Genomic DNA, 22,524 nt, shown 5'->3' with positions numbered 1-22,524 from the left:
TCTCACCACTTTCTATCTTTTCTTCTTGAATCTGAATACCAGTACCCCTGCCATGATGGCAAAACAAACGGCAAACAGAACTCCCTTCCATACTTCCCCGTCTGAAAAGGATTTCACTACCCATATAAATATGAATAATGTGATCAGTATGTCAACTATCAGCATTCCCTTAGAATTTCGAATTTGTACTCACCTGCTGTTCTATAATTTAGCTGTAGATTCCTTAACATTATCATATTCCCTCTTAACAGCACCACCCGGACGAAATCTCGCCATGCAATATTCCCCCGCAAATCGACCATTCTGAACAATGGAGCCTTGTTTGAACCCCTCTTCTTCAAATCCCAATCTCTCATATAAAGCTTTTGCTTTGTTATTAACGTCTATGACTGTCAGCTCAATACGCTCGATCATCAACCAATTATCCGCTAAATCGATGGCATTTTGAATGAGGCTGGTTCCGATTCCCCTCCCATGATATTGCTCATCAATAAATACGAATAAACTTCCTGTGTGGGAACGTCTGCCAAGGCCTTGGCTTAACCCGCAAAGCCCCACTACTATCCCATCCACTTCTGCTATAAAATCATGCTGGTTGGTTGAAGGGTTCTTCAATCTCGATTCAAACTTCTCGACCCTTAAGCTCGGTAACGCGATGATATTGGGTAATACCGTCTTTTGGCGCATGATTTCTACTATTCTTTCAGCATCTTTTACTTCGATCGGACGAATCTTCATCTTTTCAGCTCCCCATTCCTTTTCATCATTATAATCGTTGCCATCCTAATATTGGAATGGGAAATCGCAAAAAAAAAGAGAATCACGCATCCGGTGATTCTCTTTAGAGGAATTATTCAGATCCTTCTTTCATTAATGTTTCCATATCCTGAACGATTTCATCATACGGAACATCACTGTTGCCACTGTATGTCTTAACGACGGTGCCTTCCTGGTTCACCAGATAGAAGCTGGTCCCATGAATCATCTGATCGGAATTGGGGTCGTCCGCTACGATTGAACGGAAGGAGTGTTCCGCAAGGTCCTTCACTTCATCGAACTCATAGCCCGTTAAAAGCTCCCATTTACTTGTGTCTGCTTCGAAGTTTGATATGTACTCTTTTAATGCGTCTGGTGTATCTGTTTCCGGATCGACACTGAAGGAAACGATTTTATAATCCTTTACCCCTTCTTCTTTTAACTTCTTTTGCAGCTTTGTCAAGTTGAATGTCATTGGCGGGCAAACTGTTTCGCAACTGGTAAAGATGAAATCGGCGATCCAGACCTGTCCCTTTAAATCTTTTAAGCTTACTTGTTTATTATCCTGGTTCGTATAGGAAAATTCCTTCACTTTATAATCCGTTTCCGCTTGAAAGTCACTATTGCTGCAACCTGCAAGGAGTACCCCGATGATGGTCATCACCACAATGAATGATTTGGTTCTTGACATCTTTATCTCCTCCGAATTTATCTGTCTCTTCCATTCTATGTTAGTAAAAAGAGGATAAAAAAACAATTCCTGCAGAGAGGATTCATTGTCTATTTTGTGAAACCTCTGTCACTGGCAATTTCCTCTCTGGCATTCATTCTTCCCTCTCTCTCATTTTCTTCTTTGAAAAAAGATAATGCAGGATAAACCCATGAACGACCATTATCGTAAGGAAGGCAAGGAAATAATAGAATACGCCCATCACCCCGTCTGAAATATCCTCTGTTATGAGCCACCATACCGAGGCAAAGGCAAGAAAAACGAATTGCAGTGCGACTCCTTCTAAAAATGGTTTCTTATAGGAATTAAAATCCAGTAATCTCTTCCAGCTCCAACTGATCGCAACGACAGCAGATACTACTAATAACAATATATAAATGCTTATTTGCATAGTGATGGTTCCCCTTTCTGTCGACCTACCTTCATGTTATGCAATCCAATTGGAAAAAGAAAGAGAAAAAGGAAATTTATTTGGTGATTTCCTTTTCACTTTCTTTTTTATCTCGTTTCCTTGATATATCGATAGGCATTGAAATGTTTGATCTCAACCTTTACCTTTACTTTTTTTAGCGAACTGTCTGACAGGTAAAATCCGTCACCACTATTCTCCAATTCATGAAACTTGTCAGGATGGGAACGATACCACCGTCCACCAACATCGAAAAGATCCATCTTTTTCTCGAAACCAAGTTGATAAACCTTCGTTATTTTTTCTTCTAACGATTTTTGAAGCTTAGCATGTAATTCCTTGAAAGGCACATCATTTATCTTTTCTAACAATTCAGCTTCCACGCTTATTTCCAACGAAAATTCTGGGAAATTCGCGTGATCTTCATGATATTTCACTTTCGGTTCATCTGCTGTTAATTTAAATGTTGACAGGAGTTCACCTTCTTCATATAAAGCATAATCGAGAGAATTTTTCTTATTCTGAAGCCAGTCCACAGTCATGGAATCACTCGCCGAAATTTCCCCTTTGAATGTTTCATCTTGAAAGACACTATATCCATCCAGATAAAGAGAAGCGACTTCCCCATCTGAATGCCATGATTGCCGGTCGATTGTTATATTTGGAATCAGCGCAGTACCCATCGGTTCATAATATTCCCTTAAGAAGTGCATCAAGCTTGTTGAATCGATGTCATTTTCGATTCCCTCTGATTTTTCTTCGGTCAGCAGAACCGTGTATACAGGCGGGTAATCAAATAATCCCTTCGCACTAAAAATATCTTCAATATTCGTATCTGTTACAAACAGTTCAAGGCTGGGCCTCAGGGAACGGTTTCTACCAACGTCCTCTAATACTTCTTTGAATTTATACTTCAATAGATTCTTGGACAAGACAAGCGTTTTGGTGTGTCCAAAAAACAATGGCGGTCTCGATACTTTATATAAGTTACTGACTGCCATGTTCAAGGTCTTCCCTTTTGCAGAGCCTACAAATGTCGGTATCGGATCAGTTGAACTGCTTCCCTCTTGCTTCGCGACATTTGCAAAATTCAATCCTTGGATGTACGCAGTATATTCATCTTTCGTTTCATCATAGTCCAAACCAATGGCGACAATATAGGTTAAGTCCTGGATGTTTTTTGATCCAGTACAACCCGATAAAGCAAGCATCAAAAGAATGATAATGAATTTAGTTATCTTGTTGTTCATTTGGATGATTACCTTTCCTCGTTTGGTCTACGGGATTAGTGGAAGAGGTTCGATGCTTATAGAACTGGATCGGCATCCTAAGAAAGGATCGTATAGCTTCGTTCCATCCAATAGGTGCAACCGTTCCTAAATAAGGTGCTCCAAAAGACGAGAGTGTGGATAAGTAAATGACCGTCAGGATGAAGATCATGACTACACCAAATAAACCAAAGAACGTACTTACCAGTAACACAATAAACCTCAGGACCGTCGTTCCATATTTAAGGGATTGATTGACGAGAGTAAAGGACGATATATACGTTATCGCACCAATGACCAGCATGGTGGGAGATGTCATTCCTGCCCTAATGGCCGCGTCTCCTACAATCAAGCCGCCTAACACCGAAACGGTCTGCCCGATCGCCCTCGGAAGGCGCACACCGGCTTCATTGAAAAACTCGAACAAGAATAGCACGATGAACATTTCAACCGGAGCCGATAGAGGAAGGCCAAACCTTGACATCGAGATGGTTGCCACAAGGAGATATGGGATTTGTTCAATGTTATACGCAGAGAAAGCCACCCAAAGCCCAGGTAAGAATGCAGAAATTAATATTCCCACCATCCTTATGATTCTTTCAAGAGACACATACACATAATTGATGCTTGAGTCTTCCGGTGACTTAATTTGCAGCAATAAGTTGACCGGGGCTAAAGAGATGGTCGGAAAACCATCTACAATCAGGGCAAACCTGCCCTGATTTAACGAGTCTACGATGAAATCGGGCCTGCCTGTATAATCAAAACTTGTGAATATCGAATAAGGATTATCATCAATGAGTGATTCAAGATGTTGATTCCCTGTCAACACGTCGATGTCTATCTTATCAAGCCTTGTGTATAATTCATTCAGGACATTCTGGTCAATGACATCATCCAGATACAAAATCGCTATGTCAGTGTGGGACCTTGTGCCAATTTTATATTTTTCCACACAGAGAGAGGGAGTGAACAATCTCCTTCTAATTAAAGAAATATTTGTATTCAAGTCTTCAACGAAACCGTCTTTAGGTCCCCGAATCGATGTTTCCAAAGATGATTCTTCCGGCAATCTTTTCGGTAGATTTCCTGCGTGGATGGATAAAACCCTTTCATCAACAAAGAAGAGGACAAATCCTGAAAATAGAGCGGAAGCCAATTCTTCTATGGAGCCCTCTGTGATTTCCTCTGCCTGAAACAAATTCATGATATTTTCTGAAAAGGTTATATGTGCGACTTCTTCAATCTTTGGAAAAATATATTGATCCAGATAATGCCGGTCCACCAGGCTATCAAAATAAACAATGGTCGTCTCCGTTCCATGAAAGAGATGGGCCTTTATCACCAGATCCTGACTGTGTGAAAATAATTCCCTCACTTCTTCCAGGGTGGCTCCTTTTGATTCCTTACTTGTTGTCTTTTCTTTAGAGGCTTTCTTCATTGAAAACATCCTTTACTTAGCTCGCTCTGTTTTTATTCATAGTGAATCCATCTTTTTATTTTACCAATCGTAAAATGATGGCTGAAACGATGATTTGACCCATGAAGAGGATGACCGTCAATGGGAAAAATAGATGAAACAAAAATAGATAAAAATCATATGTATCAATACTGAACAGTGCCAGTCCGAAAAAAATGATAAAAATCGGTATCAATACCTTTAAAGAGATCCGATGTTGATCCTTCTTTTTCATAAGGAGTGCACCCAAAAGGAACATAAACAGACTGATTCTGATCAATGCTCCACACAACCACTGATAGAGGGCAAAGAAATCCAGGTGGGTGATGAATTCCCCTATGGAAAGAATCCTCCATTGCTCATACGCAGGGTATCTCAAGTTCGCTGATTCTACTGGCCCGAATTCCATAATGGATGCTGTAAGGGGACCGAACATCAGGCCCATAAAGATCAAGCCAAGAACGATTAAATGATGCATCTTTATTTTCCCCTCACTATACGGCTGAATCAAGACAATTAAATATAGCTCGAGGAGCCCGCTCAATACATAAATCATTCCTTTTATGATCGGCTCATATCCATTACTCATAATTGGAAACAATAAGCTTGGATCCTTTAAATTCGTATTGGTAATCGCTATGAAAAACCCGAAGATCATGACAAGGGGTAACAGGATCCCGCTGGCAATCGCCATGTGTTTAATTCCTGCCCATGTGATCAGGAAACAAATGATAAAAATACCTCCCCAGACAATGAAAGAGGGCACATCAGCCAGAAAGTAAGCACTTAGCCATAGTATTAAATCAACAAAGGTTATGTATGCACTTGAAAGTAAAAATAAACCGATTGGTAAAGAAAACAATAAGACGGCCCATCTCGGCCATTTCTGTTGAAGCAAATGAAAGAAGCCTTCCTTGGGGGAGTGCTTGATGATGTAAAAGATTAGAAACGTCATGAGAAGGAGTATGGGATAGGCAGCAAGGATACTGATCCACCCATCCCGTCCGGCTGCCTGAAAGATACTCGGGATCAACATGACATGATTTAGTAAGCCTGTTGAGAGGATCAACAGCAACAATAACTGTCTCGGAATTAAGATTTTACGAATACTCTTCATTTGAATTCTCCACTTGATTAGTCGTTATCCTCTATTTATGTCCCAGTCACCGCATTTAAAAACATCAAGCGCGATCATCTACTCAAATTTCATATAAAAAAGGTCAAGGATGATGATCCTTGACCTTTTTCTTGAGTGGCATTGCCTTACGCTAAAAACTGGAATTCCGTCCGGCTTCCATTCTGTGATGAAATGACTTCCAGGCGTGCATCAATTCTCTCTTTCAGCTCTGGAACATGCGATATTAAACCTACTAATCGCCCGCTGCTTTGTATATCCATTAATGCTTCGATTGCCTGATCAAGTGATTCCGGATCGAGTGTCCCGAACCCTTCATCAATGAACATCGTCTCTAATGATACTCCCCCGGCGTATTGCTGCACCACATCAGCAAGTCCAAGTGCTAAAGCCAGGGACGCCTTGAAGCTTTCCCCTCCTGATAATGTTTTGACATGTCGCTCCTGCCCTGTATATTGGTCAAAGACCAGGAGTTCCAATCCGCTCTGAACATTACCCTTGCTTCGGTCCGTTTTCCGGATCAACTGATACCGGCCTGAAGTCATCTTGATTAATCTCTCATTTGCGACTCTAAGGATGTCTTCAAGGAATGATGCCAGAACATACCTTTCAAATGTGATCCGGTTGGCATTCTGACCCCTTGCAACTTCTGCTAAATGTCCGACCGTTTGATATCTTGATTCTAAATCCCTGATTCCTTCATTTATGGCTGTCACCCTCGTGAGGATGAGCTCATTTTCCTTTCTGTTTGTCATGACCCTGTTTAGATGATCATTTACCTCCTTCAATTCAGCTGTAACCTTGATGATGTCTTCTTCGATCCTTTGAATGTCCGGCCGCTGTTTATCTTTTAAGATTTGATCAATATCGGATAAACGGTCAGTAACTGAGCGAAGGTCCTCCCCGTACTTCTTCACTTTTTCCTGAAGGACCGTGACTTCCGATTCTGACTTTTTCGCTTCCAGAAAGGCTTTATAGTGGGAGAAGCCCTGTTCTGTGAGTAGCGTAAGGAAGGCTACTCGTTCAGCTTTCATCTCCCCATTCACATTCTCTATATGGATCTCTTTATCTTTGACTTGAGACTCCTTTACACTGTTTTGGTTCAACAGCTCATAGTACTGTTTTTGAGCCCGTTCAAAGGATGTCTTTAATTCTTTCAATCTTTGTTTTTCTTTCTGTAACACTTGATCAAATTGAGCTTTTGTCCTGAGTTCCAGGGGAATGGATTCCTTCACCTTTTCCAAGGTCGTATTCTTAGTGTGAAAGAGAGTATTAAGTTCTTGGAGCATTTCTTGGTTCTTCCCTCTTGCCCCTTCAAGTTCTTCAAGCTTTTCCCTTCCCTTTCTAATCTCTTCTCCCATGACTTTTACCTGTTCCACTTCTTTTTTCTTCGAAGCGATGTTTGTCTTCAAAGATTCGATTTCTTTCATCAGAAGCGATTGGGTCTCCTCGGTTTCAAACTGTTTAAAGTCACGTTTCTTTTCCCTTATTTTCTTGTTAATATTTTCGATCTGCTCTTGCATGCCTTGTATTTTCGTTTCCTCCTGGGCAATGACGAGGCTTAATTTTTTCTCTTCCGTTTCCAATTCCTGCTGCTTCCCTTTGGCCACCTTAAGATCTTCGCCGGATGGAATAGTATCTGCCTCTACAGCAGGCTTTGGATGGTGTTCAGATCCACAGACCGGGCAGGGAGCATCATCTGCCAATCCTTTCGCGAGCAATGCCGCCTGAGCAGAATTCCACTTTCTCTCCAAAAATGTCAGGGTTTCAGACGCATCCTGAAGACGATCCTCAAGTTGACTATATCGGGTCTTTAATTGATCACGCTCCGTTTTGACACGCTGAAGATTTTGTTCCAATTGATTCATGTCATTTATCTGTTCCAACAGGGAAAGTTTCTCTTGTACGTTTTTTTCAAGTTGAAAAACATGTTCCTGACCACTTTCTCCTGCTTTGACACGTATTTCCCGTTCCTTTATACCTTTTTGTAAAAATGAAATCTGCTCGTTTTGTCTGGTTACAATACCCTGCTGTTTTTCGTATCTTTCTTTCAATTCACTCGTTTCGTTCATTAACGTATCCAACGAGTCTATATCTTTTTCCATATTTTCAAGTTGAGTCACTCTTTTTGAAGCTTGCTCCCTGAGAGGTTCATTGTTTGTTTCTTCTTCAAAAATCTTTGTGGCTGTCAGTAGCTTTTCTGTGATTGTTTGTTTCTCTTCGGATAATGTGGCTAATTGACTCTTCAGTTCATTGAGATTCCGATTAAGTTTGTGGCAATATTCATCTTGTTGAACCAAACGGGAAGCTCTCGTGGCCAGTACAATCTCGTGATCGATCGATTCAATTTCAGGCTTCAATGCTAAAAGCGATTCTTTCTGATTCTTAAGTTTTTCCTGAAGATTGTATTGATCAACCAGACTTTTAGCCTCTGCCAAATTCTTCTGATAGGCATCCCTTTTCTCTTGAACATTCTCATATTGTTGTCTGAGCTTCTTCTCTTTCTTTTCCATTTCTTCAATATGTGGGGCTAGAAGGTTCAGAATGCGATGATCATTTAACGGATTTTCCAATAAAAGAGATTGAAGTTCTTCATTTTCTTCAAAATGGATTCTTACTAATTCCCTTGTTCGTTCTTCTATGGAAGATTCAACAGACCTTTTCAACTCGTCGGCCTCGGATTTCAATTTTTCCTGGATCGTCTTGTAAAGCTCCGTATGAAAGAGGCGTTGCAATATGAGTTCTTTATCTTTACTATCCGATGTAAGGAGTTTCCGAAACTCCCCTTGTGGAATCATAAGGATCTGTCTGAATTGATTGGCATCGAGTTGGATCAATTCTTTGATCTTCTCATCCACCTCTCTCACGTTTGCCGCAAGAAGCTGTTCTTTCCCGTCTTCATCATATACATATAATTCAGAACGGGCATTGATGGTAGTATAGCCCTCCCCCCTTGCTTTCTTTTTTTCCTGCTGGGGTGAACGCCAAATTCGATACGTCTTACCGCGTAAACTGAATAGAAGATCGACCTCTGTACTATCATCATGATTGGCAAATTGGCTTCTTAATTCTGTCGGATTTCGGTCTTCCCCGCTGGCTTTTCCGTAAATCGCGTAGGAAATCCCATCGAAAATCGTTGTCTTACCAGCCCCTGTTTTACCGGAAATCACAAACATGGTGCGGTTATCCAGCTCTCGGAAGTCGATGGTTTCTCTACCCGCATACGGTCCAAACGCCTGCATCACTATTTTAAGTGGTTTCATGCATGATCAACCTCCCTTCTGGCGATATCAATCACATTCCGTACCACATCTTCCTTTTCACCGTTGAATTCACCTGTGGTCATGTCCTTGTAAAATTCTTTAAATAAGTCCAGTTCGGACCGTTTTTTATCGTTTAATATTTGGAACGAGTTCTTCTTTTTTGCATCGGTCAAATCTCTCTTTCGCTCTAGATGAAGCACGTTTGGATAGACTTGCCTCAGTTGATTGATTGGATCGATTAATGTGCCTTCATCATGAAGGGTAATCTTTAGATAGTCATTCACCTTTTGAGACTGATAGAAAGCGGGATCGAGCAACTCTTCCATATGACCCTGCAGTTCCCTCATATCCTGTTTAGGCTGAAGCACCTTTTCCCGCAATTCAAAGGTCCCATCTTCCCCCATTTCTACAATGCTGACAGATTTCCTCTGAGAAGCTTCTGAAAAAGAGTATTTCAACAGCGAACCTGAATACCTGATTGTTTCATGCCTAATGGCGTCTGGACTATGAAGGTGACCCAGGGCGGTGTAATGGAATGGCCTGAATACGTCTGCCCCCACACAACCGGACCCCCCGACTGAAAGAGTCCTCTCAGAATCCGTCGTTTTTCCTCCCAGTACAAATGCATGTCCAACAAAAACATGTGGTTCATTTGGGTTCATGTGCTCTTCGATTCTATTGACGATTGCTTCCATTGCTGCATGATGACTATTGATTGAGTCATCATCAAGGACTTGTCTGACGGTACCAGGCTCAGCGTATGGAACGCAGTGAAAGTTCACCCCTTTAATATGGATGGGTGTGAAATCAGCCGAGATCTTGCCCTTTAAATAAAATTGACTATGCTTGTACCACGAAGACCCAAATGACAGCCTCTCTGCACTATCATGGTTGCCTGAAACGGCTACAATCGGTGTGTCGAGCTCTACATTTATCCGGAATAATACTTCATCTAATAGCTCCACTGCTTCTGTAGGTGGTACAGACCGATCATAGAGATCGCCCGCAATGACGACTGCATCGGGCTCTTCCTCTTTCACAAGTTCTAAGAATTCCTCCAATATGTATCGTTGTTCTTCTGTCATATATATGCCATGCACCAATTTACCCAGGTGCCAATCAGCGGTATGAATGAATTTCACTACTATTTTCTCCTCTCCGGACATGCTGGTTTCTATCTGAATTATATCAAACTCACAGGGTCTCCGTGTAAGGAAAACATTGAAAGTGGCGCGTAGCTATCCTTTTCACAATCTTCATAAAAAAATAGGACCACTAGTAGCGGTCCCATTCCCATTATTCTTTGAGTTGCCGAGGTAGCGTTTGAATTGAAGTGATGACAGCATCAAGCTTTGTCTCGATTCGATAAAGAAGATACATCGTGACCACAATCGGAAACCCTACTTCAGACACAAAGGAAATAATCGACTCCATTCTCTCCCTCCTCTCATCCTATATATAGGCAGTTGGAGAGAAAATGGGTACCTGGACAGAAAAAAGCGAATCCTGGACAAATCGGATTCGCTTTTCACAATTATAATTGGTCCCAATAGACCTTTTACTTTAGTATTAACCGTTTAAATCACTGATCAGGCTTGAACTTACCAGGCCAGCTTCATCTAACACTTTTTTGATTTGGTTTTCTGCTTCGTTCAATTTTTCATCGGCTGCTGTGAAATCTGCTTCGCCTTCTTTAGCCAGTTCATCAGCTTTCATATTATACGATTCTGCCAGTGTGGATTGGAAAGTTTCAACTGCATCCTTTTGGTCTCCAAGACCAGCGGGGATCTCCATTCCTTCAACTGCTTCTGCAGATGCTTTCGCTGATGCTTGAGCAGATTCTTTCAATGTTGCCAATTCGTCCCCGGCTGGAGGCTCTTCACCTGCCATCGCTTCTTCATAACCATTTAAATCAATATCAACACCGTTAACGGTCGTAGTTAAATTCAAGTAATAATCCATTAATTCCCCAGCGGTATCCGTGTTCTCTTCAGCCTTTGATGCCTCATCCTTCTTCTCCTTATCCGAACCGGAGTCAGAACATCCTGCAAGTGCCAATGATAAACCAAGACCTAATACCCATACTTTTTTCATGTTTGTTTCCCCTCTCTGTCTATATCTATAAGTTCAAGTACAATAAGCAGCTCCAACAGGAAACGCTTACTTCGTCTATAATAAGCCGGCAAAAAGTATCTTATCATGGAGATAAACCAATGGTAAAGAAATATTTGCAGATTTCTCCAAAGTTTAAATCTTGTAAATATTTCAAATAAACAGCATTCATCTCCCTCTGCGACTCTAACTTAACTAGGTCATTAGTATGAATGCCTTTCTTAAACATTTGAACAAGTTTACTTCCCATGGTATAACTTATATATACTTACTTAACGGGGCTGATTGTTGAGCTGGTGCTTGCCCAAGTCTTCAAAACTTTCGGGAGGCGCGTGCCGTCTCCGCTGGGTTCGATTCCCAGGCAGTCCCGCCATATAGAAGAATACATCCATAAACATATAAAAGAACCCTTACGTTAGCCATAAGGGTTCTTTTTCTCTATCTCTGGAGCACTTCCCGTTTCTTCCTCTCAGACGACTGAACACCGTCAAACATAATATGAAAGGTTGTGCCCTCTCCCTGTTCACTTTGCACCCGGATATCCGCACCATGATCGCGAAGGATCCGAAGGCATATAGTAAGGCCGAGACCTGTTCCTTTTGTTTTTGTCGTGAAGAATGGCTCTCCCAGTTTATCCAGGGTTTCCTTCTTCATCCCTACCCCCTCATCCTTAAACATCAATTGAACCTTATTATGGGAATTGAAATCTGCATGAATGGTAATCGTCCCCCCATGAGGCATCGCTTCTATCGCATTTTTTATTAAGTTAATAAAAACCTGCTTTAATTGATTTTCATCACCGCGGATATACAGCTCTCTCTCATGAAACTCCGTTTGGATTTCGATATTATATAAGATGGCATTCGTATTCAGTAATTTCGAAACATGATCCAGTGTTTCGATAATATTAATTCGTTTATACGTAACGGATTGCGGTTTAGCAAGGATCAACAACTCGCTCAATACAAGTTCGATCCGCTTGATTTCAGAAAAGACAATCCCTAAGTATTCCTTCGTCTTCTCGTCGGCTTCATCTCTTAAAAGCTGTAGAAATCCATTGATTGAAGTCAAGGGGTTGCGGACTTCGTGAGCAATCCCTGCAGCTAATTGACCGGCAACGGAAAGTTTTTGAGATTCAATAGCCAGGGTTTCATTCATTTCCATCAATTCTTCCTCGTTATGTACTCTTTCAGTAATGTCTGAAATGGTCCCCACTGTTCCCAGCAACTCACCATTCCCATTATAGTTCAGTTTAATATTGACCTCTCCCCATCGAAACTGTCCGTCCCTTTTTTGATAGGGGATGTCCATCCTGGTTTTCTCCCTATGTAAACCGATGCTTTGCCTTACCAATCGGAGGATTTCATGACGTTCATGGAGGGAAATGAAATGGAGGGCATTCTTATGCAGACTTTCTTTGACCGTGTATCCCGTAAACTCTTCCCAGGATTGATTGAGGAATTGAAATTCTCCCTTGGCATTTGTGTGAAACACCACTTCATCAATACTTTGAAGGACGTGCTGCATTTCTTCATTCAGCAGCTTCACCCTTTCTTCACTCGTTCTGAGGGCCGCCAACGTCGTATGGCTGATATCATAACTTTTCCCCATATAATAGCTGATAAAAAGGATTAGGATAGTAAACACCATATCCACCTTTAAATCCACGGGATAATGTAGAACAAAGTAATAAATAAAGTCCCACGTAATGATTAATAAAAGTCCAGTAAGTAACGATACGATCCTGCCGGTATACTTCATCCTGCTAGCCTCCTATTTACACAAGCTTAAAAAACAATCGAAATAGAAAGAATTTTCACGATATTTGTTATTTATTAGTATATCATTTCTAATTAAGAACAGTATAGAGTTCTTTATAAAATCTGTGATATTCTTGTCACATGCTAAGTCCTTGTCTATAATTGAATAAGATATGCTTTTAAACTGAGGTGAAAAACATGCTAGAAGGTTGGTTCTTATATTTCATCCTTTTTTGGGTCGTTTTTTTAGTGGCTTCGTTCGCGATCGGTGGATTCTTCATGTTTCGTAAATTCTTAAAGAGATTCCCTAAGGAAGATGGCAAATCTGACTTGGATTGGGAAGAACATTATGTGAATGAAACCATCCATTTATGGGGGGAAGATGAAAAGAAAATGCTGAATGAGCTGGTTACTCCGGTTCCGGAATTATTCAGGGATGTTGCAAAACAGAAAATCGCCGGAAAGATCGGTGAATTGGCTTTAAAAGAAAGAGCTGCAGCCATAACGAAAGAATTAGTGATCAGAGGATATATTTTGGCGACTCCAAAGCGAGATCATAAATTTTTGAGAAAAAAACTTGATGAAATGCAGATAGAAGTAACACCCTATGAGCATTTATTCTAATAAAACAGGCAGGGAATAAAATGGGATCGATACTTGTCATTCCAATTGTATTATATGTAATCTTTATTGTTGGGGCTGCTATTTTGTATGTGAAATGGAAGAATGCAAAAAAAGGTAAACGTTAAACGTTTACCTTTTTTTATATGGTCACTTAATCAATGGGATCCTCTGCTTTTCCAAAGCGAATGACGTCTAGAATCGCTTGGCCATCACTCGGTTTTCCGTCCCCGTTCCTGTAAGGAAACAATGAGAAAAAGATAAAGTACACCGAAAAATATACAAATTGATAGAAAAAGATGTGAACAGGTATCACACCTTCATAAATCAAATAGTTAATGAATAGTATCGCCACCAGGTTGAATAAGCTTCCCGATAAATAGATCAGGACATGCACCCATACCTTGTTGTATTTCAACTCCCGGTATTGACACCACCCCTCCATAAAGTACATTCTCTTCACTTCTAAAGGGCCAATATTTATCAGGTGTTTACCGGTTCCGATGGCAAACTTGATCTTCGCACCAAATATTCGTGCAATCAAGATATGACCCAATTCGTGTACAATGGTGACAAGTGGCAATGTCAGGAAGAAGGCCAGGAAAAAAGTCCAGATATCTGCTAATGTAAACAATCGTAATCCCACCAATATCATTTGTTATTCATTCATCTTCTCCCTCTTTGCCCTAAAAGATCGACTTTTATTCATATTCGCCTGCATTGTCACAAAAACGTCACCTTCCCGTAAAATACACAAAATAAAAAAGCAGGGTATGTTTGTCTCCCTGCTTTTTAGCGGTGTATTAAATGGAATTCGTTGTTAAGTCCTGATTTTCCTGATGCAGCTTTCTATATTGAAAATACATAGTGATCCTCCATGGAACGATCATACCAAAAGCAAGTATCCAGAACATCCCGCTTAGTTCTCCGTAATCAATTGAAGTACTAAGGATCGACTTTGCTACAATTCGAATTAACAGAAGTCCGATCAAAATGAAAGCAAACGCTTTGGAACGCTTTAAATAAATATCATTTTCACGGATTTCAAACTTGGATGTCTTGATTAACAACAGAGAGAAGACCATTCCGACAGTAATCGCCTCTAAAAACTCACTCACGTTGACCCGAAAGACAGGAAATAAGAACATCAACGCACCCGTACTCATAAAGAGTGGAGGTAAAATAATCTTCTTACCGCTTACCGGCCTTTTCTGAGCCTTCATCCTGATAAATATCACCATAAATCCCATGCAAATCGCTACAATGGATGAAGCAATCATCATAAAGCATCATCATCCTTTTATAATCTACTTTCATACCTTCCCTTATTATAGCCCAAATGCAGGAAAAACGAAAACAGAAAAAAGAGAGAATGAATGGAAGATTCAATCTCTCTCTGTTTATCAGCCTAATACTCTTTTGATGGCTTCGTCTACACGCGCTTCGTCAAATGGCTTAACGATAAAGTCCTTCGCCCCAGCTTCAATTGCTTCCACTACCACCTTTTGTTGTCCCATCGCGGAACACATAATGATCTTGGCTAGAGGAAACTCGGTAAGGATCTTCCTAACCGCCTCAATTCCATTCATATCCGGCATGGTGATATCCATCGTTACCAGGTCAGGGTGAAGCTCACGATACTTCTCCACGGCAATCATGCCATTTTCAGCTTCCCCAACGACTTCATGCCCGCTGGATGAAAGCATGTTTCCAAGGGTCAATCTCATAAATTTCGCATCATCCACTACAAGTATCGTTGCCACAGATGTTTCCTCCTCGTACACACTATCGATGTCTTTTGAGTCTTTTTACCTAATTCATCCAATTAAACTATACCATAAATCGTAATATTTATTCAATTTATTCTGTTAAACATTACTATATATTAAAATCCCTGAAAGCCTCCGAACACCGATGTAAAGTAAGCAAGGATGACGGTCATCCAGTCAAAGAACAGCATGATCCCTACAGCAATCATGACGTATCCCCCTACTTTTACAATCCTTCCACTGTTCTTTCTGATCCACTGCATCCGCCCTATGAAGAATGAAAGAATGAAGAAAGGAATGGCAAAGCCTAATACGTATGCTGTCATGTACATCACACCAGACCCGGGATTTGTTGCGGCAAGGGCAAGAACCGAAGCAAGGATCGGACCTGTACAGGGTGTCCATCCTGCGGCAAATGCCATTCCGATCAAGATGGAACCGATAAAGCCCGCAGGCCGATTCTTGAATTCAAATCTGCGATCCTTCATCAAGGATTCCGGGGTGAACACTCCAATGACGACTAAGCCAAATATGACGATGAAAATAGCGCCGAGCTGTCGAATAAGATCTTTATAATTTAAAAAGAAGTTGCCAATAAAAGAAGCCCCAAAACCAATCGCGATAAAGATGGCTGAGAAACCAACTAAGAAAAATAATGTATGCAGTAAACTTCTCCTCTGCAACATGGCATTATCCGTTTTCAATTCATTGACACTCATGCCGGTTATGTATGAAAGAAAGGCGGGATATAAAGGTAAGCAGCACGGTGATATGAAGCTTAGGAACCCTGCCCCGAATGCTAAAAAAATATTAATATCAGACATTTCCACATCTCCTACAATTCAGTATATATGTCTATTCTATCAAACAATGGGTCAAACTATGAGGGATGTTTATGTGAAAGATTTGTGACCATCTTATTACAATCATCTTTTACTCTTTCATTTGTATTAAAGTCTCTTTTCTTTTTTTAAATCCGTTAATTTTACTTTGAAAAAATGGTCCATTTTCGTTATACTAATAAAAAGTTACAGTTATTACTAGTTTTGTATTCCACTTGTCAGGACATACAAAAGAAAGGAAACAGCCGTGTCTAAAAAAGAGCTTCTAGAACGAATTGAAAAAAAGCGTGCTCAATTAATTGATATTGTTGCTGAAAATGGACTGACGTCACCTCAAGCTATTCAATTTAGTCAGGAACTTGATCGTCTGTTAAATAGCTACAACTCTCAATACATAAAAAAATGCTACACACCCCAAATGAGCTGAACTAACCCTTCATTCAAATAAATGATATTAATATAATGCTAAATATGAACAGGGAGACCCCAATCAGGGTCTCCCTGTTAAATGAGCTCCCTATTTACCTTTCTGATGTGGCATCCTCCATATCCTCGACCAAACCATTCTGAAGAAGATACATTTTATGATAAATCCCTTTTTGATGAAGTAACTCCTGATGGCTGCCACGCTCTACTATTTCCCCTTGCTGCAATACCAGGATGAGATCCGCATCCTGTATGGTTGAAAGCCTATGAGCAATGGCAATGGTTGTTCTGCCTTTTCTCATTCTCCTCAGGGCATTTTGGATCTGTTCTTCCGTTTCTGTATCGATATTCGCAGTTGCTTCATCGAGGACAAGGATCTTCGGTTTGGTCGCCATCGTCCGGGCGAATGCAATCAATTGGCGCTGTCCACTTGATAGTGTCGAACCCCTTTCGACCACAGGATGAGCATACCCGCCAGGAAGTTTCTCAATAAACGTATTCGCCTGTACAAATTCAGCTGCTTCTTCCACTTCCTCATTAGACATTTTCTCGTCATGAAGCTTAATATTTCCCTTTATATCCCCATAGAATAGGAATGGATCCTGAAGGACCAATCCCATCTTTTTCCTAAGTTCTGCCATTGGATACATTTTGATGCTTATTCCATCTACTAAAATGTCACCCTGATCGAATTCATAGAACCTCATAAGTAAATTGATGATCGAACTCTTTCCGCTTCCTGTATGCCCGACAAGTGCGACGGTTTCACCAGGCTTTGCTGAAAAAGAGATTTTCTTAAGGACATCATTCTCCCCATCATAAGAAAATGATACATTGTCAAAGGTAATTTCCCCTTTCCCGATCATTTCACTTTTTCCGTTTTCTATGGTTTGTACCGGGGACAGCTCTTCTTCATCCAACAGCTTGAATACGCGTGAAGACGCTATGATCGCTTGTTGAAACATAGATAATCTCATCATGATTTGATTGACTGGTTCAAAAAAACGGTCCAAATAGTTAATAAATGCATACAGCACACCAATTTCAATCGGCTGAGTGAATGAGGTTATTCCGAAATAGCTCAATACCACAATTAAGGCAGCAACATATACAAGATCGATTGCCGGTCTCAATAATAACCCATCCACCTTAATATTCTTCATGCCAGCCCAATAGTGTTTTTCATTAATATCACCGAACTCAAGTCTAAGTCTTTTTTCCTGCCTGAATACTTGGATGATTGACATTCCCTGCAGCGATTCACTTATCTTGGCATTCAGTTGACTCAATCTTTCACGCATGTCCTGATAGAAGATGGAGCTATATGCACGATACATTTTCATAATGATAAAAATAACAGGGAGTATGAATAGGCAAAAGAAGGCTAATTTGGTATTCAGGACAAACATGGCAATGAAGATCCCCGTTAACAGAAATACCCCTTGAATGAATGATACCAATACACTTACGAACATATCCTTAATCGCTTCCGTATCATTCGTTACCCGGGAGACCACACCTCCGGCAGGGGTATGATCAAAGTACCTCATTCCAAGCCCTTGAACCTTCGTAAACACATCCACCCTCAATTGTTGAATGATCCTGAGGGCGATTTCCTGAAACTTCAGTAACTGAAAGTAGGAAATCAATACATTCCCAATCTGAATCAATATATATGCGGCAGCCAAACCGGCAAGTGGACCATACGGAAACACCCTGGGAGTTAAATAATCATCAATGAAGATCTTGATGATGATCGGTCCAAAGACGTCTCCAATCGTTGTGAGAAGCAATAAAGAAAAAGCGGCCATTAACGACCTTTTGTATGGCTTTGTATATCCCATGAGGCGGTAAAAGATTTTCCGCTGCTCTTTAGGTGTCATAGTCTGTATACGGTCCATTTCTTACCCTCCCCGTTCTACAAGTTCTTCCAACTGTTGCCTGAGATACATTTCTCTGTACCTGCCTTTATTTTTCATCAGGTGAAAGTGCGTGCCTTTCTCGCCGAGCTTTCCTTCTTCAAGGACTATGATCAGGTCAGCATGTTGAATTGCACTTAGCCGATGTGAAGTGATCACCGTTGTCCTCCCTGCTCGATTCTGCTTCAGGGAAGTCAGGATCGATTCTTCTGTCCTGGCATCTACGGCTGACAGGGAATCATCCAGGATAAGTACTTCAGGATCCGTTAAGAGAGCCCTCGCAATCGATATCCTCTGCTTCTGACCACCCGACAAAGAAACTCCTCTTTCCCCGACGACTGTGGCATAGCCTAATGGGAATCGGCTGATGTCATCATGGATGTGAGCAAGTAAAGCTGCCTCCTCCACCTTTTCCCTTGAAGATAGCGGATTTGCGAACGCAATATTTTCAAAAATCGTGGCAGAAAATAGGAAGTGATCCTGAGGCACGTATCCGATGGATTCACGCAAATGATTTAATTTATACTCCTGAATCAAACTCCCCCCAAATTCCACCTTCCCCTTATACCCTTCAAATTCCCTCAGGAGAAGTTTTAGAAGAGTCGTCTTTCCCGCACCCGTTTTTCCAACGATTCCGATGGTTTGACCTTTTTTCATGGTAAACTGAACATCTTCCAGGGCAGGCATCTCTTCACCCGGATATGAAAAAGAAGAAATCTGGAATTCAATATCTCCTGTCGGGGCGTGCTCCAATTCCCCAGCATCCTCTATATCTATCTTTTCATTCAATAACCCTGCCACACGATCATAAGAAGCACGGCCCCTCTCCACAATGTTAAATAGCCACCCGAATGCAAGCATCGGCCAGATTAAGAGTCCGAGATATGTGGTGAAGGAAATCAAGTCTCCAATCGTCAGCTCCCCTTCTATGACATATTTTGAACCGAACACTATCGATAAAAAGAAGGAAATGCCGACAATGATCGAGATGGTGGGATCAAATAACGAATCCACTCTTGCAACAGAGATATTCTTCTGAACCACTTCTTCCGATTGTTTCCTGAACGACTCAATATCCTCTTTCTCCTGCCCAAAGGTTTTCAGGACTTTCATTCCCGCTACACTTTCCTGCGTCTTATCATTCAGAGCCGAAAATGCTTCTTGAGCTTTATGAAAGCGTTTATGTAGTAATGTTCCATAATAACTAGTCAAAACCGCCATGAACGGCATCGGAATCAGTGCAATAAGGGTCAGCTTCCAACTGATTGTAAACGCCATGGCCGCAATGACAAATCCTCCAGTTGACAGGGAATCAACAAAAGTCAATACCCCTACTCCCGCAGTCTGTTGAACCGCTTGAATGTCATTTGTTGCGTGAGCCATCAAATCCCCGATCCGCTTCTTTTGATAGAAAGCCGGGGACATTTTGGTAAAGTGATGATAAAGTTCGTCCCTCAGCAACCTGGAAAGCTTGGTGGCCGAACCGAAAATCATGATTCTCCATACAAAACGGAGACCATACATGGTTAGAGCGGTGAATATCAGGATCAGGATCCATTTCAACATATCTTCTGTGGTCAACGAATGTGCCTTTATACGGTCGACCACGATCCCTACAATCTTAGGTGGAATCAATTGCAGGAACGCCACCAATAATAGAAGGATGGTTCCTGTTATATATGACTTTTTCTCCTGAAGAAAAAACCATTTCAAATCATAAAAGACTTTCATACTGTCTCCCCCGCCTCATGATTAAATCGACTCTTTATTTTACCAAATTTCATAATAATGAGAAATCTTTTTTCAGAAAACATTTCAAGGGACTATACGAAAGAGCCTCCCTAATTAGATAAGGGAGGCTCTTTCGTAAAGAAATATACTAATGTATTTGTACAAATGGTTCCTGGTCCACTTCTTTGACGATGGTGGCTTTAAGGCCTTTAGGGGTTTTTACATAAAGGTAAACCGGTGTGTGTGGGAAGTAATCGACGATTTCAGGACCAATCGCCTGTGCAAACCCTATTAATTCGGTTTCTTTCACCATTCCTGTATGTACATCGATGACCAGTTTATTTAGCGTTTCCTTCTGATACAATCCTTTACCGACAAACTCAATATCCTGATGAGAGAAATACTTTGACACATAATCTTCCAGATCCCGGATTCGGTTATATAAATCGCGGTCTTTCTCTTCGCCTTCATCACTCGGGAAGTAATAATATTTGTCGGAAACATCGTCCCACTTTTTGACTTTCCTATCGTTCTCATCTAAATAGGTCGTGGCAATATAGTTTCCAGGAACAACACTGTTTAAAGGTTGTAGTTTGAAAATCGAAATCATGATGGGTACATTTTTCAATTCTTTGTTTGCCCGTACACGACTGGCGACTGTACCGGCTACCTTCTTTCCGTATTCTTCCATCATCTTCTCGTTAATATTGGCTTCGTCAAAATGCATCAGCTTCTTATCATCTTCCACCCTGATATAATCGATGGAATTCATCGCAAGGCCAAGGGAAATCCCCTTGATTTTCCCTTCTGAATCCACATAATTCTGCTCATGAATATAAGCAAGGTACATTGGATTTTTCTTTTCCATCTCCATCTGCTGTTCCCATGTCATATCATCGGTGATCTTCAATTCAGGGTTAAGGCCCGCCTTATTGGTTTTAGACTTTCTCCCTAACCATGAGTTTAAATTCTTTAAATACTGACCTTCCTGGTAGACATATTTTTCAGGGGAAAAATGTTCGGTGGATAAAGACATAAGGCCCGTCTCAATTTCATCCATATCACTGCGGTTGTTGATCGTCATTGTAATCAGGCCGCGATTGACCGATTTTTTTTCTTTGTTTACTTTATAGTTTAAATATTCACGTGCATCGCTTGCTGCACTATTTTGAATTTCAAGCGTTTCATCATCTATCACTTCTTGAGGCTTATTGCTGCATCCGGCAATAAGAATCAAAAGGGACAGAGATACAATCATCCATTTTTTCATATGACTCCCTCCGGACTATATTTTATCATACATTACATTTCAATCCGCCTGATAATCTTTAAGTTTTTATGAATTCACGAAAATAATCCCATTATCCTACCTGATCTTTAATCCTTCTCTACACTCCATGAGATCAGGATGCCCGAACAATAGAAAAAGCACTCATCACCTGAGTGCTTCCATCTATTACTTCATGTTCTTATTCATTGCATTCATCATTTGATTGATTTTCTTCTGGGATGGTTTTTGCCCCATTTGCATCATCATCATGCGTAACATTTGCTCGTTAATTGGTGGATTTTTCTTTAGGTAGCTCATCATGTATTTACGAGCAATGAAAAATCCTAGTGCAACTCCGGCAAGTAATGCCAGAACTCCTACTAGAATAAGTAATCCAGTCGTTCCCATACTCTTACTTCCTCCTTCATGTTGTCCTTTTAAAAGTGTACTAAACCCTGAAACATTATACAATATTTTGGTCAAAATTTCATATTAATATATAAACTTTCTTTGTTTTATCGGTTTTAACCAGCCAAAACGTTCATTTTTGATATCCATTGCCAGTAGCTGGCCCATATTCCTCCGTAAAATTTCAAAAAAGATATATTCAGATTCATCGTGCCCCCAGGCATTCAAAGACATCGACTTTTCATTCAAGACGAGTGTCGCACCTGATTCTTCTCTTTCGATTGTCGCAACGGAGTTTATCCAGGCTGCCCCTTCAACCTTCGTAATTTCGTGTTGAAGGAGTCTTTGGGTAGGAAGGTATGGAATCGGTTTGGTAATGTAATCTACTTGTTTCGAGACGATATCGTGAAGATCGCCTGTACTCGCTTCCCAATCAGAAAACAATTGATAGAACATTCTTTCACGACCATAGTAATGTTGAACAAACAACTCTTCAATCCAATAGATTTGATAATTTCGCACCTTTACTCCCTCCTACCTTTCTTTCATATAGTATAAATCAACTAGAAGGGAGTCATTGTCATAAATTGTTGAAAATCTGCACTAGTTTTGTCGAACCTATTCTATCTCCCCTGAATGTTAAGGG

General features: G+C 40.7%; 23 protein-coding genes and 1 tRNA gene. 3 read left to right on the top strand and 21 right to left on the bottom strand.

Going from position 1 to position 22,524, the window contains the following annotated elements; genetic code table 11:
• Positions 1-12: 12 nt before the first annotated feature.
• The 11 genes from M1J35_RS13090 to M1J35_RS13040 form a co-directional block, all read right to left on the bottom strand.
• Positions 13-165 (bottom strand): hypothetical protein, encoded by a 153-nt coding sequence (locus M1J35_RS13090; RefSeq protein ID WP_254651408.1) that lies wholly within the window; start codon positions 163-165, stop codon positions 13-15.
• A gap of 36 nt (positions 166-201) precedes the next feature.
• Entirely contained in the window at positions 202-738 is a 537-nt protein-coding gene (locus M1J35_RS13085; RefSeq protein WP_254651407.1) for a GNAT family N-acetyltransferase, read from the bottom strand.
• A 112-nt stretch (positions 739-850) separates the two neighbouring features.
• Positions 851-1,447, bottom strand: coding sequence for an SCO family protein (locus M1J35_RS13080; protein WP_254651406.1), 597 nt, complete (start codon positions 1,445-1,447; stop codon positions 851-853).
• A gap of 133 nt (positions 1,448-1,580) precedes the next feature.
• Complete coding sequence (locus tag M1J35_RS13075; protein WP_224520162.1) at positions 1,581-1,877, bottom strand: hypothetical protein; 297 nt, start codon at positions 1,875-1,877, stop codon at positions 1,581-1,583.
• Positions 1,878-1,984: 107 nt separating this feature from the next.
• The gene (locus M1J35_RS13070) at positions 1,985-3,145 is read right to left on the bottom strand and encodes a Ger(x)C family spore germination protein (RefSeq protein ID WP_254651405.1); all 1,161 of its coding nucleotides are present in this window, start codon (positions 3,143-3,145) and stop codon (positions 1,985-1,987) included.
• Complete coding sequence (locus tag M1J35_RS13065; RefSeq protein ID WP_254651404.1) at positions 3,126-4,604, bottom strand: spore germination protein; 1,479 nt, start codon at positions 4,602-4,604, stop codon at positions 3,126-3,128. Before M1J35_RS13065 ends, M1J35_RS13070 begins: the two co-directional genes overlap by 20 nt.
• Before the next feature lie 55 nt (positions 4,605-4,659).
• Positions 4,660-5,739 (bottom strand): endospore germination permease, encoded by a 1,080-nt coding sequence (locus M1J35_RS13060; RefSeq protein ID WP_254651403.1) that lies wholly within the window; start codon positions 5,737-5,739, stop codon positions 4,660-4,662.
• A gap of 146 nt (positions 5,740-5,885) precedes the next feature.
• Complete coding sequence (locus M1J35_RS13055) at positions 5,886-9,020, bottom strand: AAA family ATPase (RefSeq protein ID WP_254651402.1); 3,135 nt, start codon at positions 9,018-9,020, stop codon at positions 5,886-5,888.
• A complete protein-coding gene (locus M1J35_RS13050) occupies positions 9,017-10,162 on the bottom strand; it encodes an exonuclease SbcCD subunit D (RefSeq protein WP_254651401.1) in 1,146 nt (381 codons plus the stop codon). Before M1J35_RS13050 ends, M1J35_RS13055 begins: the two co-directional genes overlap by 4 nt.
• Before the next feature lie 154 nt (positions 10,163-10,316).
• Entirely contained in the window at positions 10,317-10,454 is a 138-nt protein-coding gene (locus M1J35_RS13045; RefSeq protein ID WP_034759872.1) for a YvrJ family protein, read from the bottom strand.
• A gap of 135 nt (positions 10,455-10,589) precedes the next feature.
• Positions 10,590-11,114, bottom strand: coding sequence for a hypothetical protein (locus tag M1J35_RS13040; RefSeq protein ID WP_254651400.1), 525 nt, complete (start codon positions 11,112-11,114; stop codon positions 10,590-10,592).
• Positions 11,115-11,409: 295 nt separating this feature from the next.
• Between M1J35_RS13040 and M1J35_RS13035 the strand changes: the two genes are divergently transcribed.
• A tRNA-Sec gene (locus M1J35_RS13035) sits at positions 11,410-11,505 on the top strand.
• Positions 11,506-11,570: 65 nt separating this feature from the next.
• Here the strand turns inward: M1J35_RS13035 and M1J35_RS13030 are convergent.
• On the bottom strand, positions 11,571-12,893 hold the full coding sequence (locus tag M1J35_RS13030) for an ATP-binding protein (protein WP_224520169.1): 1,323 nt from the start codon (positions 12,891-12,893) through the stop codon (positions 11,571-11,573).
• Between the two features lie 197 nt (positions 12,894-13,090).
• On the opposite strand from M1J35_RS13030, the gene M1J35_RS13025 reads away from it, so the two are divergent.
• Positions 13,091-13,516, top strand: coding sequence for a DUF2621 domain-containing protein (locus M1J35_RS13025; RefSeq protein WP_034759880.1), 426 nt, complete (start codon positions 13,091-13,093; stop codon positions 13,514-13,516).
• Positions 13,517-13,667: 151 nt separating this feature from the next.
• Here the strand turns inward: M1J35_RS13025 and M1J35_RS13020 are convergent, their stop codons facing one another.
• The 4 genes from M1J35_RS13020 to M1J35_RS13005 all read right to left on the bottom strand — a co-directional run bounded on the left by M1J35_RS13020 (position 13,668) and on the right by M1J35_RS13005 (position 16,106).
• Positions 13,668-14,147 carry a site-2 protease family protein gene (locus tag M1J35_RS13020; RefSeq protein WP_034759883.1) on the bottom strand — a complete coding sequence of 160 codons (480 nt, stop codon included), beginning with the start codon at positions 14,145-14,147 and terminating at the stop codon, positions 13,668-13,670.
• 169 nt (positions 14,148-14,316) lie between these two features.
• Positions 14,317-14,796 (bottom strand): CcdC family protein, encoded by a 480-nt coding sequence (locus tag M1J35_RS13015; protein WP_034759886.1) that lies wholly within the window; start codon positions 14,794-14,796, stop codon positions 14,317-14,319.
• Between the two features lie 120 nt (positions 14,797-14,916).
• On the bottom strand, positions 14,917-15,276 hold the full coding sequence (locus M1J35_RS13010; protein WP_224520171.1) for a response regulator: 360 nt from the start codon (positions 15,274-15,276) through the stop codon (positions 14,917-14,919).
• A gap of 122 nt (positions 15,277-15,398) precedes the next feature.
• Positions 15,399-16,106, bottom strand: coding sequence for a cytochrome c biogenesis CcdA family protein (locus M1J35_RS13005; RefSeq protein WP_034759892.1), 708 nt, complete (start codon positions 16,104-16,106; stop codon positions 15,399-15,401).
• Between the two features lie 265 nt (positions 16,107-16,371).
• On the opposite strand from M1J35_RS13005, the gene M1J35_RS13000 reads away from it, so the two are divergent.
• Positions 16,372-16,551, top strand: a complete 180-nt coding sequence (locus M1J35_RS13000; RefSeq protein WP_061811297.1) for an aspartyl-phosphate phosphatase Spo0E family protein — start codon at positions 16,372-16,374, stop codon at positions 16,549-16,551.
• A 94-nt stretch (positions 16,552-16,645) separates the two neighbouring features.
• Here M1J35_RS13000 and M1J35_RS12995 read toward each other — a convergent pair whose 3' ends face one another.
• From M1J35_RS12995 to sirA, 5 genes are all read right to left on the bottom strand, one after another.
• On the bottom strand, positions 16,646-18,451 hold the full coding sequence (locus M1J35_RS12995) for an ABC transporter ATP-binding protein (protein ID WP_254651399.1): 1,806 nt from the start codon (positions 18,449-18,451) through the stop codon (positions 16,646-16,648).
• 3 nt (positions 18,452-18,454) lie between these two features.
• Positions 18,455-20,200: an ABC transporter transmembrane domain-containing protein gene (locus M1J35_RS12990; protein ID WP_254651398.1), complete on the bottom strand. Its 1,746-nt coding sequence runs from the start codon at positions 20,198-20,200 to the stop codon at positions 18,455-18,457.
• 148 nt (positions 20,201-20,348) lie between these two features.
• The gene (locus M1J35_RS12985; RefSeq protein ID WP_224520174.1) at positions 20,349-21,470 is read right to left on the bottom strand and encodes a CamS family sex pheromone protein; all 1,122 of its coding nucleotides are present in this window, start codon (positions 21,468-21,470) and stop codon (positions 20,349-20,351) included.
• A 186-nt stretch (positions 21,471-21,656) separates the two neighbouring features.
• Complete coding sequence (locus tag M1J35_RS12980) at positions 21,657-21,878, bottom strand: YneF family protein (protein ID WP_034759902.1); 222 nt, start codon at positions 21,876-21,878, stop codon at positions 21,657-21,659.
• A gap of 84 nt (positions 21,879-21,962) precedes the next feature.
• A complete protein-coding gene (sirA, locus tag M1J35_RS12975; RefSeq protein WP_034759904.1) occupies positions 21,963-22,400 on the bottom strand; it encodes a sporulation inhibitor of replication protein SirA in 438 nt (145 codons plus the stop codon).
• Positions 22,401-22,524: the final 124 nt, after the last annotated feature.

The sequence above is a fragment of the Rossellomorea sp. KS-H15a genome (assembly GCF_024195245.1).
GTDB lineage: Bacteria > Bacillota > Bacilli > Bacillales > Bacillaceae_B > Rossellomorea > Rossellomorea vietnamensis.
The sequence above is the reverse complement of the archived record's forward strand: the minus strand, read 5'-3'. Positions and strand labels throughout refer to the sequence as shown.

What these genes read in the sequence shown, in the direction of transcription:
- M1J35_RS13085 (WP_254651407.1), bottom strand. Translation starts at nt 738, where the DNA reads ATGAAGATTCGTCCGATCGAAGTAAAAGATGCTGAAAGAATAGTAGAA.
- M1J35_RS12990 (WP_254651398.1), bottom strand. Translation starts at nt 20,200, where the DNA reads ATGAAAGTCTTTTATGATTTGAAATGGTTTTTTCTTCAGGAGAAAAAG.
- M1J35_RS13040 (WP_254651400.1), bottom strand. Translation starts at nt 11,114, where the DNA reads ATGAAAAAAGTATGGGTATTAGGTCTTGGTTTATCATTGGCACTTGCA.
- M1J35_RS13025 (WP_034759880.1), top strand. Translation starts at nt 13,091, where the DNA reads ATGCTAGAAGGTTGGTTCTTATATTTCATCCTTTTTTGGGTCGTTTTT.
- M1J35_RS13075 (WP_224520162.1), bottom strand. Translation starts at nt 1,877, where the DNA reads ATGCAAATAAGCATTTATATATTGTTATTAGTAGTATCTGCTGTCGTT.
- M1J35_RS13055 (WP_254651402.1), bottom strand. Translation starts at nt 9,020, where the DNA reads ATGAAACCACTTAAAATAGTGATGCAGGCGTTTGGACCGTATGCGGGT.
- M1J35_RS13070 (WP_254651405.1), bottom strand. Translation starts at nt 3,145, where the DNA reads ATGAACAACAAGATAACTAAATTCATTATCATTCTTTTGATGCTTGCT.
- M1J35_RS13065 (WP_254651404.1), bottom strand. Translation starts at nt 4,604, where the DNA reads ATGAAGAAAGCCTCTAAAGAAAAGACAACAAGTAAGGAATCAAAAGGA.
- M1J35_RS13090 (WP_254651408.1), bottom strand. Translation starts at nt 165, where the DNA reads ATGCTGATAGTTGACATACTGATCACATTATTCATATTTATATGGGTA.
- M1J35_RS13030 (WP_224520169.1), bottom strand. Translation starts at nt 12,893, where the DNA reads ATGAAGTATACCGGCAGGATCGTATCGTTACTTACTGGACTTTTATTA.
- M1J35_RS13005 (WP_034759892.1), bottom strand. Translation starts at nt 16,106, where the DNA reads ATGTCTGATATTAATATTTTTTTAGCATTCGGGGCAGGGTTCCTAAGC.
- M1J35_RS13045 (WP_034759872.1), bottom strand. Translation starts at nt 10,454, where the DNA reads ATGGAGTCGATTATTTCCTTTGTGTCTGAAGTAGGGTTTCCGATTGTG.
- M1J35_RS12980 (WP_034759902.1), bottom strand. Translation starts at nt 21,878, where the DNA reads ATGGGAACGACTGGATTACTTATTCTAGTAGGAGTTCTGGCATTACTT.
- M1J35_RS13080 (WP_254651406.1), bottom strand. Translation starts at nt 1,447, where the DNA reads ATGTCAAGAACCAAATCATTCATTGTGGTGATGACCATCATCGGGGTA.
- M1J35_RS13015 (WP_034759886.1), bottom strand. Translation starts at nt 14,796, where the DNA reads ATGATGATTGCTTCATCCATTGTAGCGATTTGCATGGGATTTATGGTG.
- M1J35_RS12985 (WP_224520174.1), bottom strand. Translation starts at nt 21,470, where the DNA reads ATGAAAAAATGGATGATTGTATCTCTGTCCCTTTTGATTCTTATTGCC.
- M1J35_RS13060 (WP_254651403.1), bottom strand. Translation starts at nt 5,739, where the DNA reads ATGAAGAGTATTCGTAAAATCTTAATTCCGAGACAGTTATTGTTGCTG.
- M1J35_RS12995 (WP_254651399.1), bottom strand. Translation starts at nt 18,451, where the DNA reads ATGGACCGTATACAGACTATGACACCTAAAGAGCAGCGGAAAATCTTT.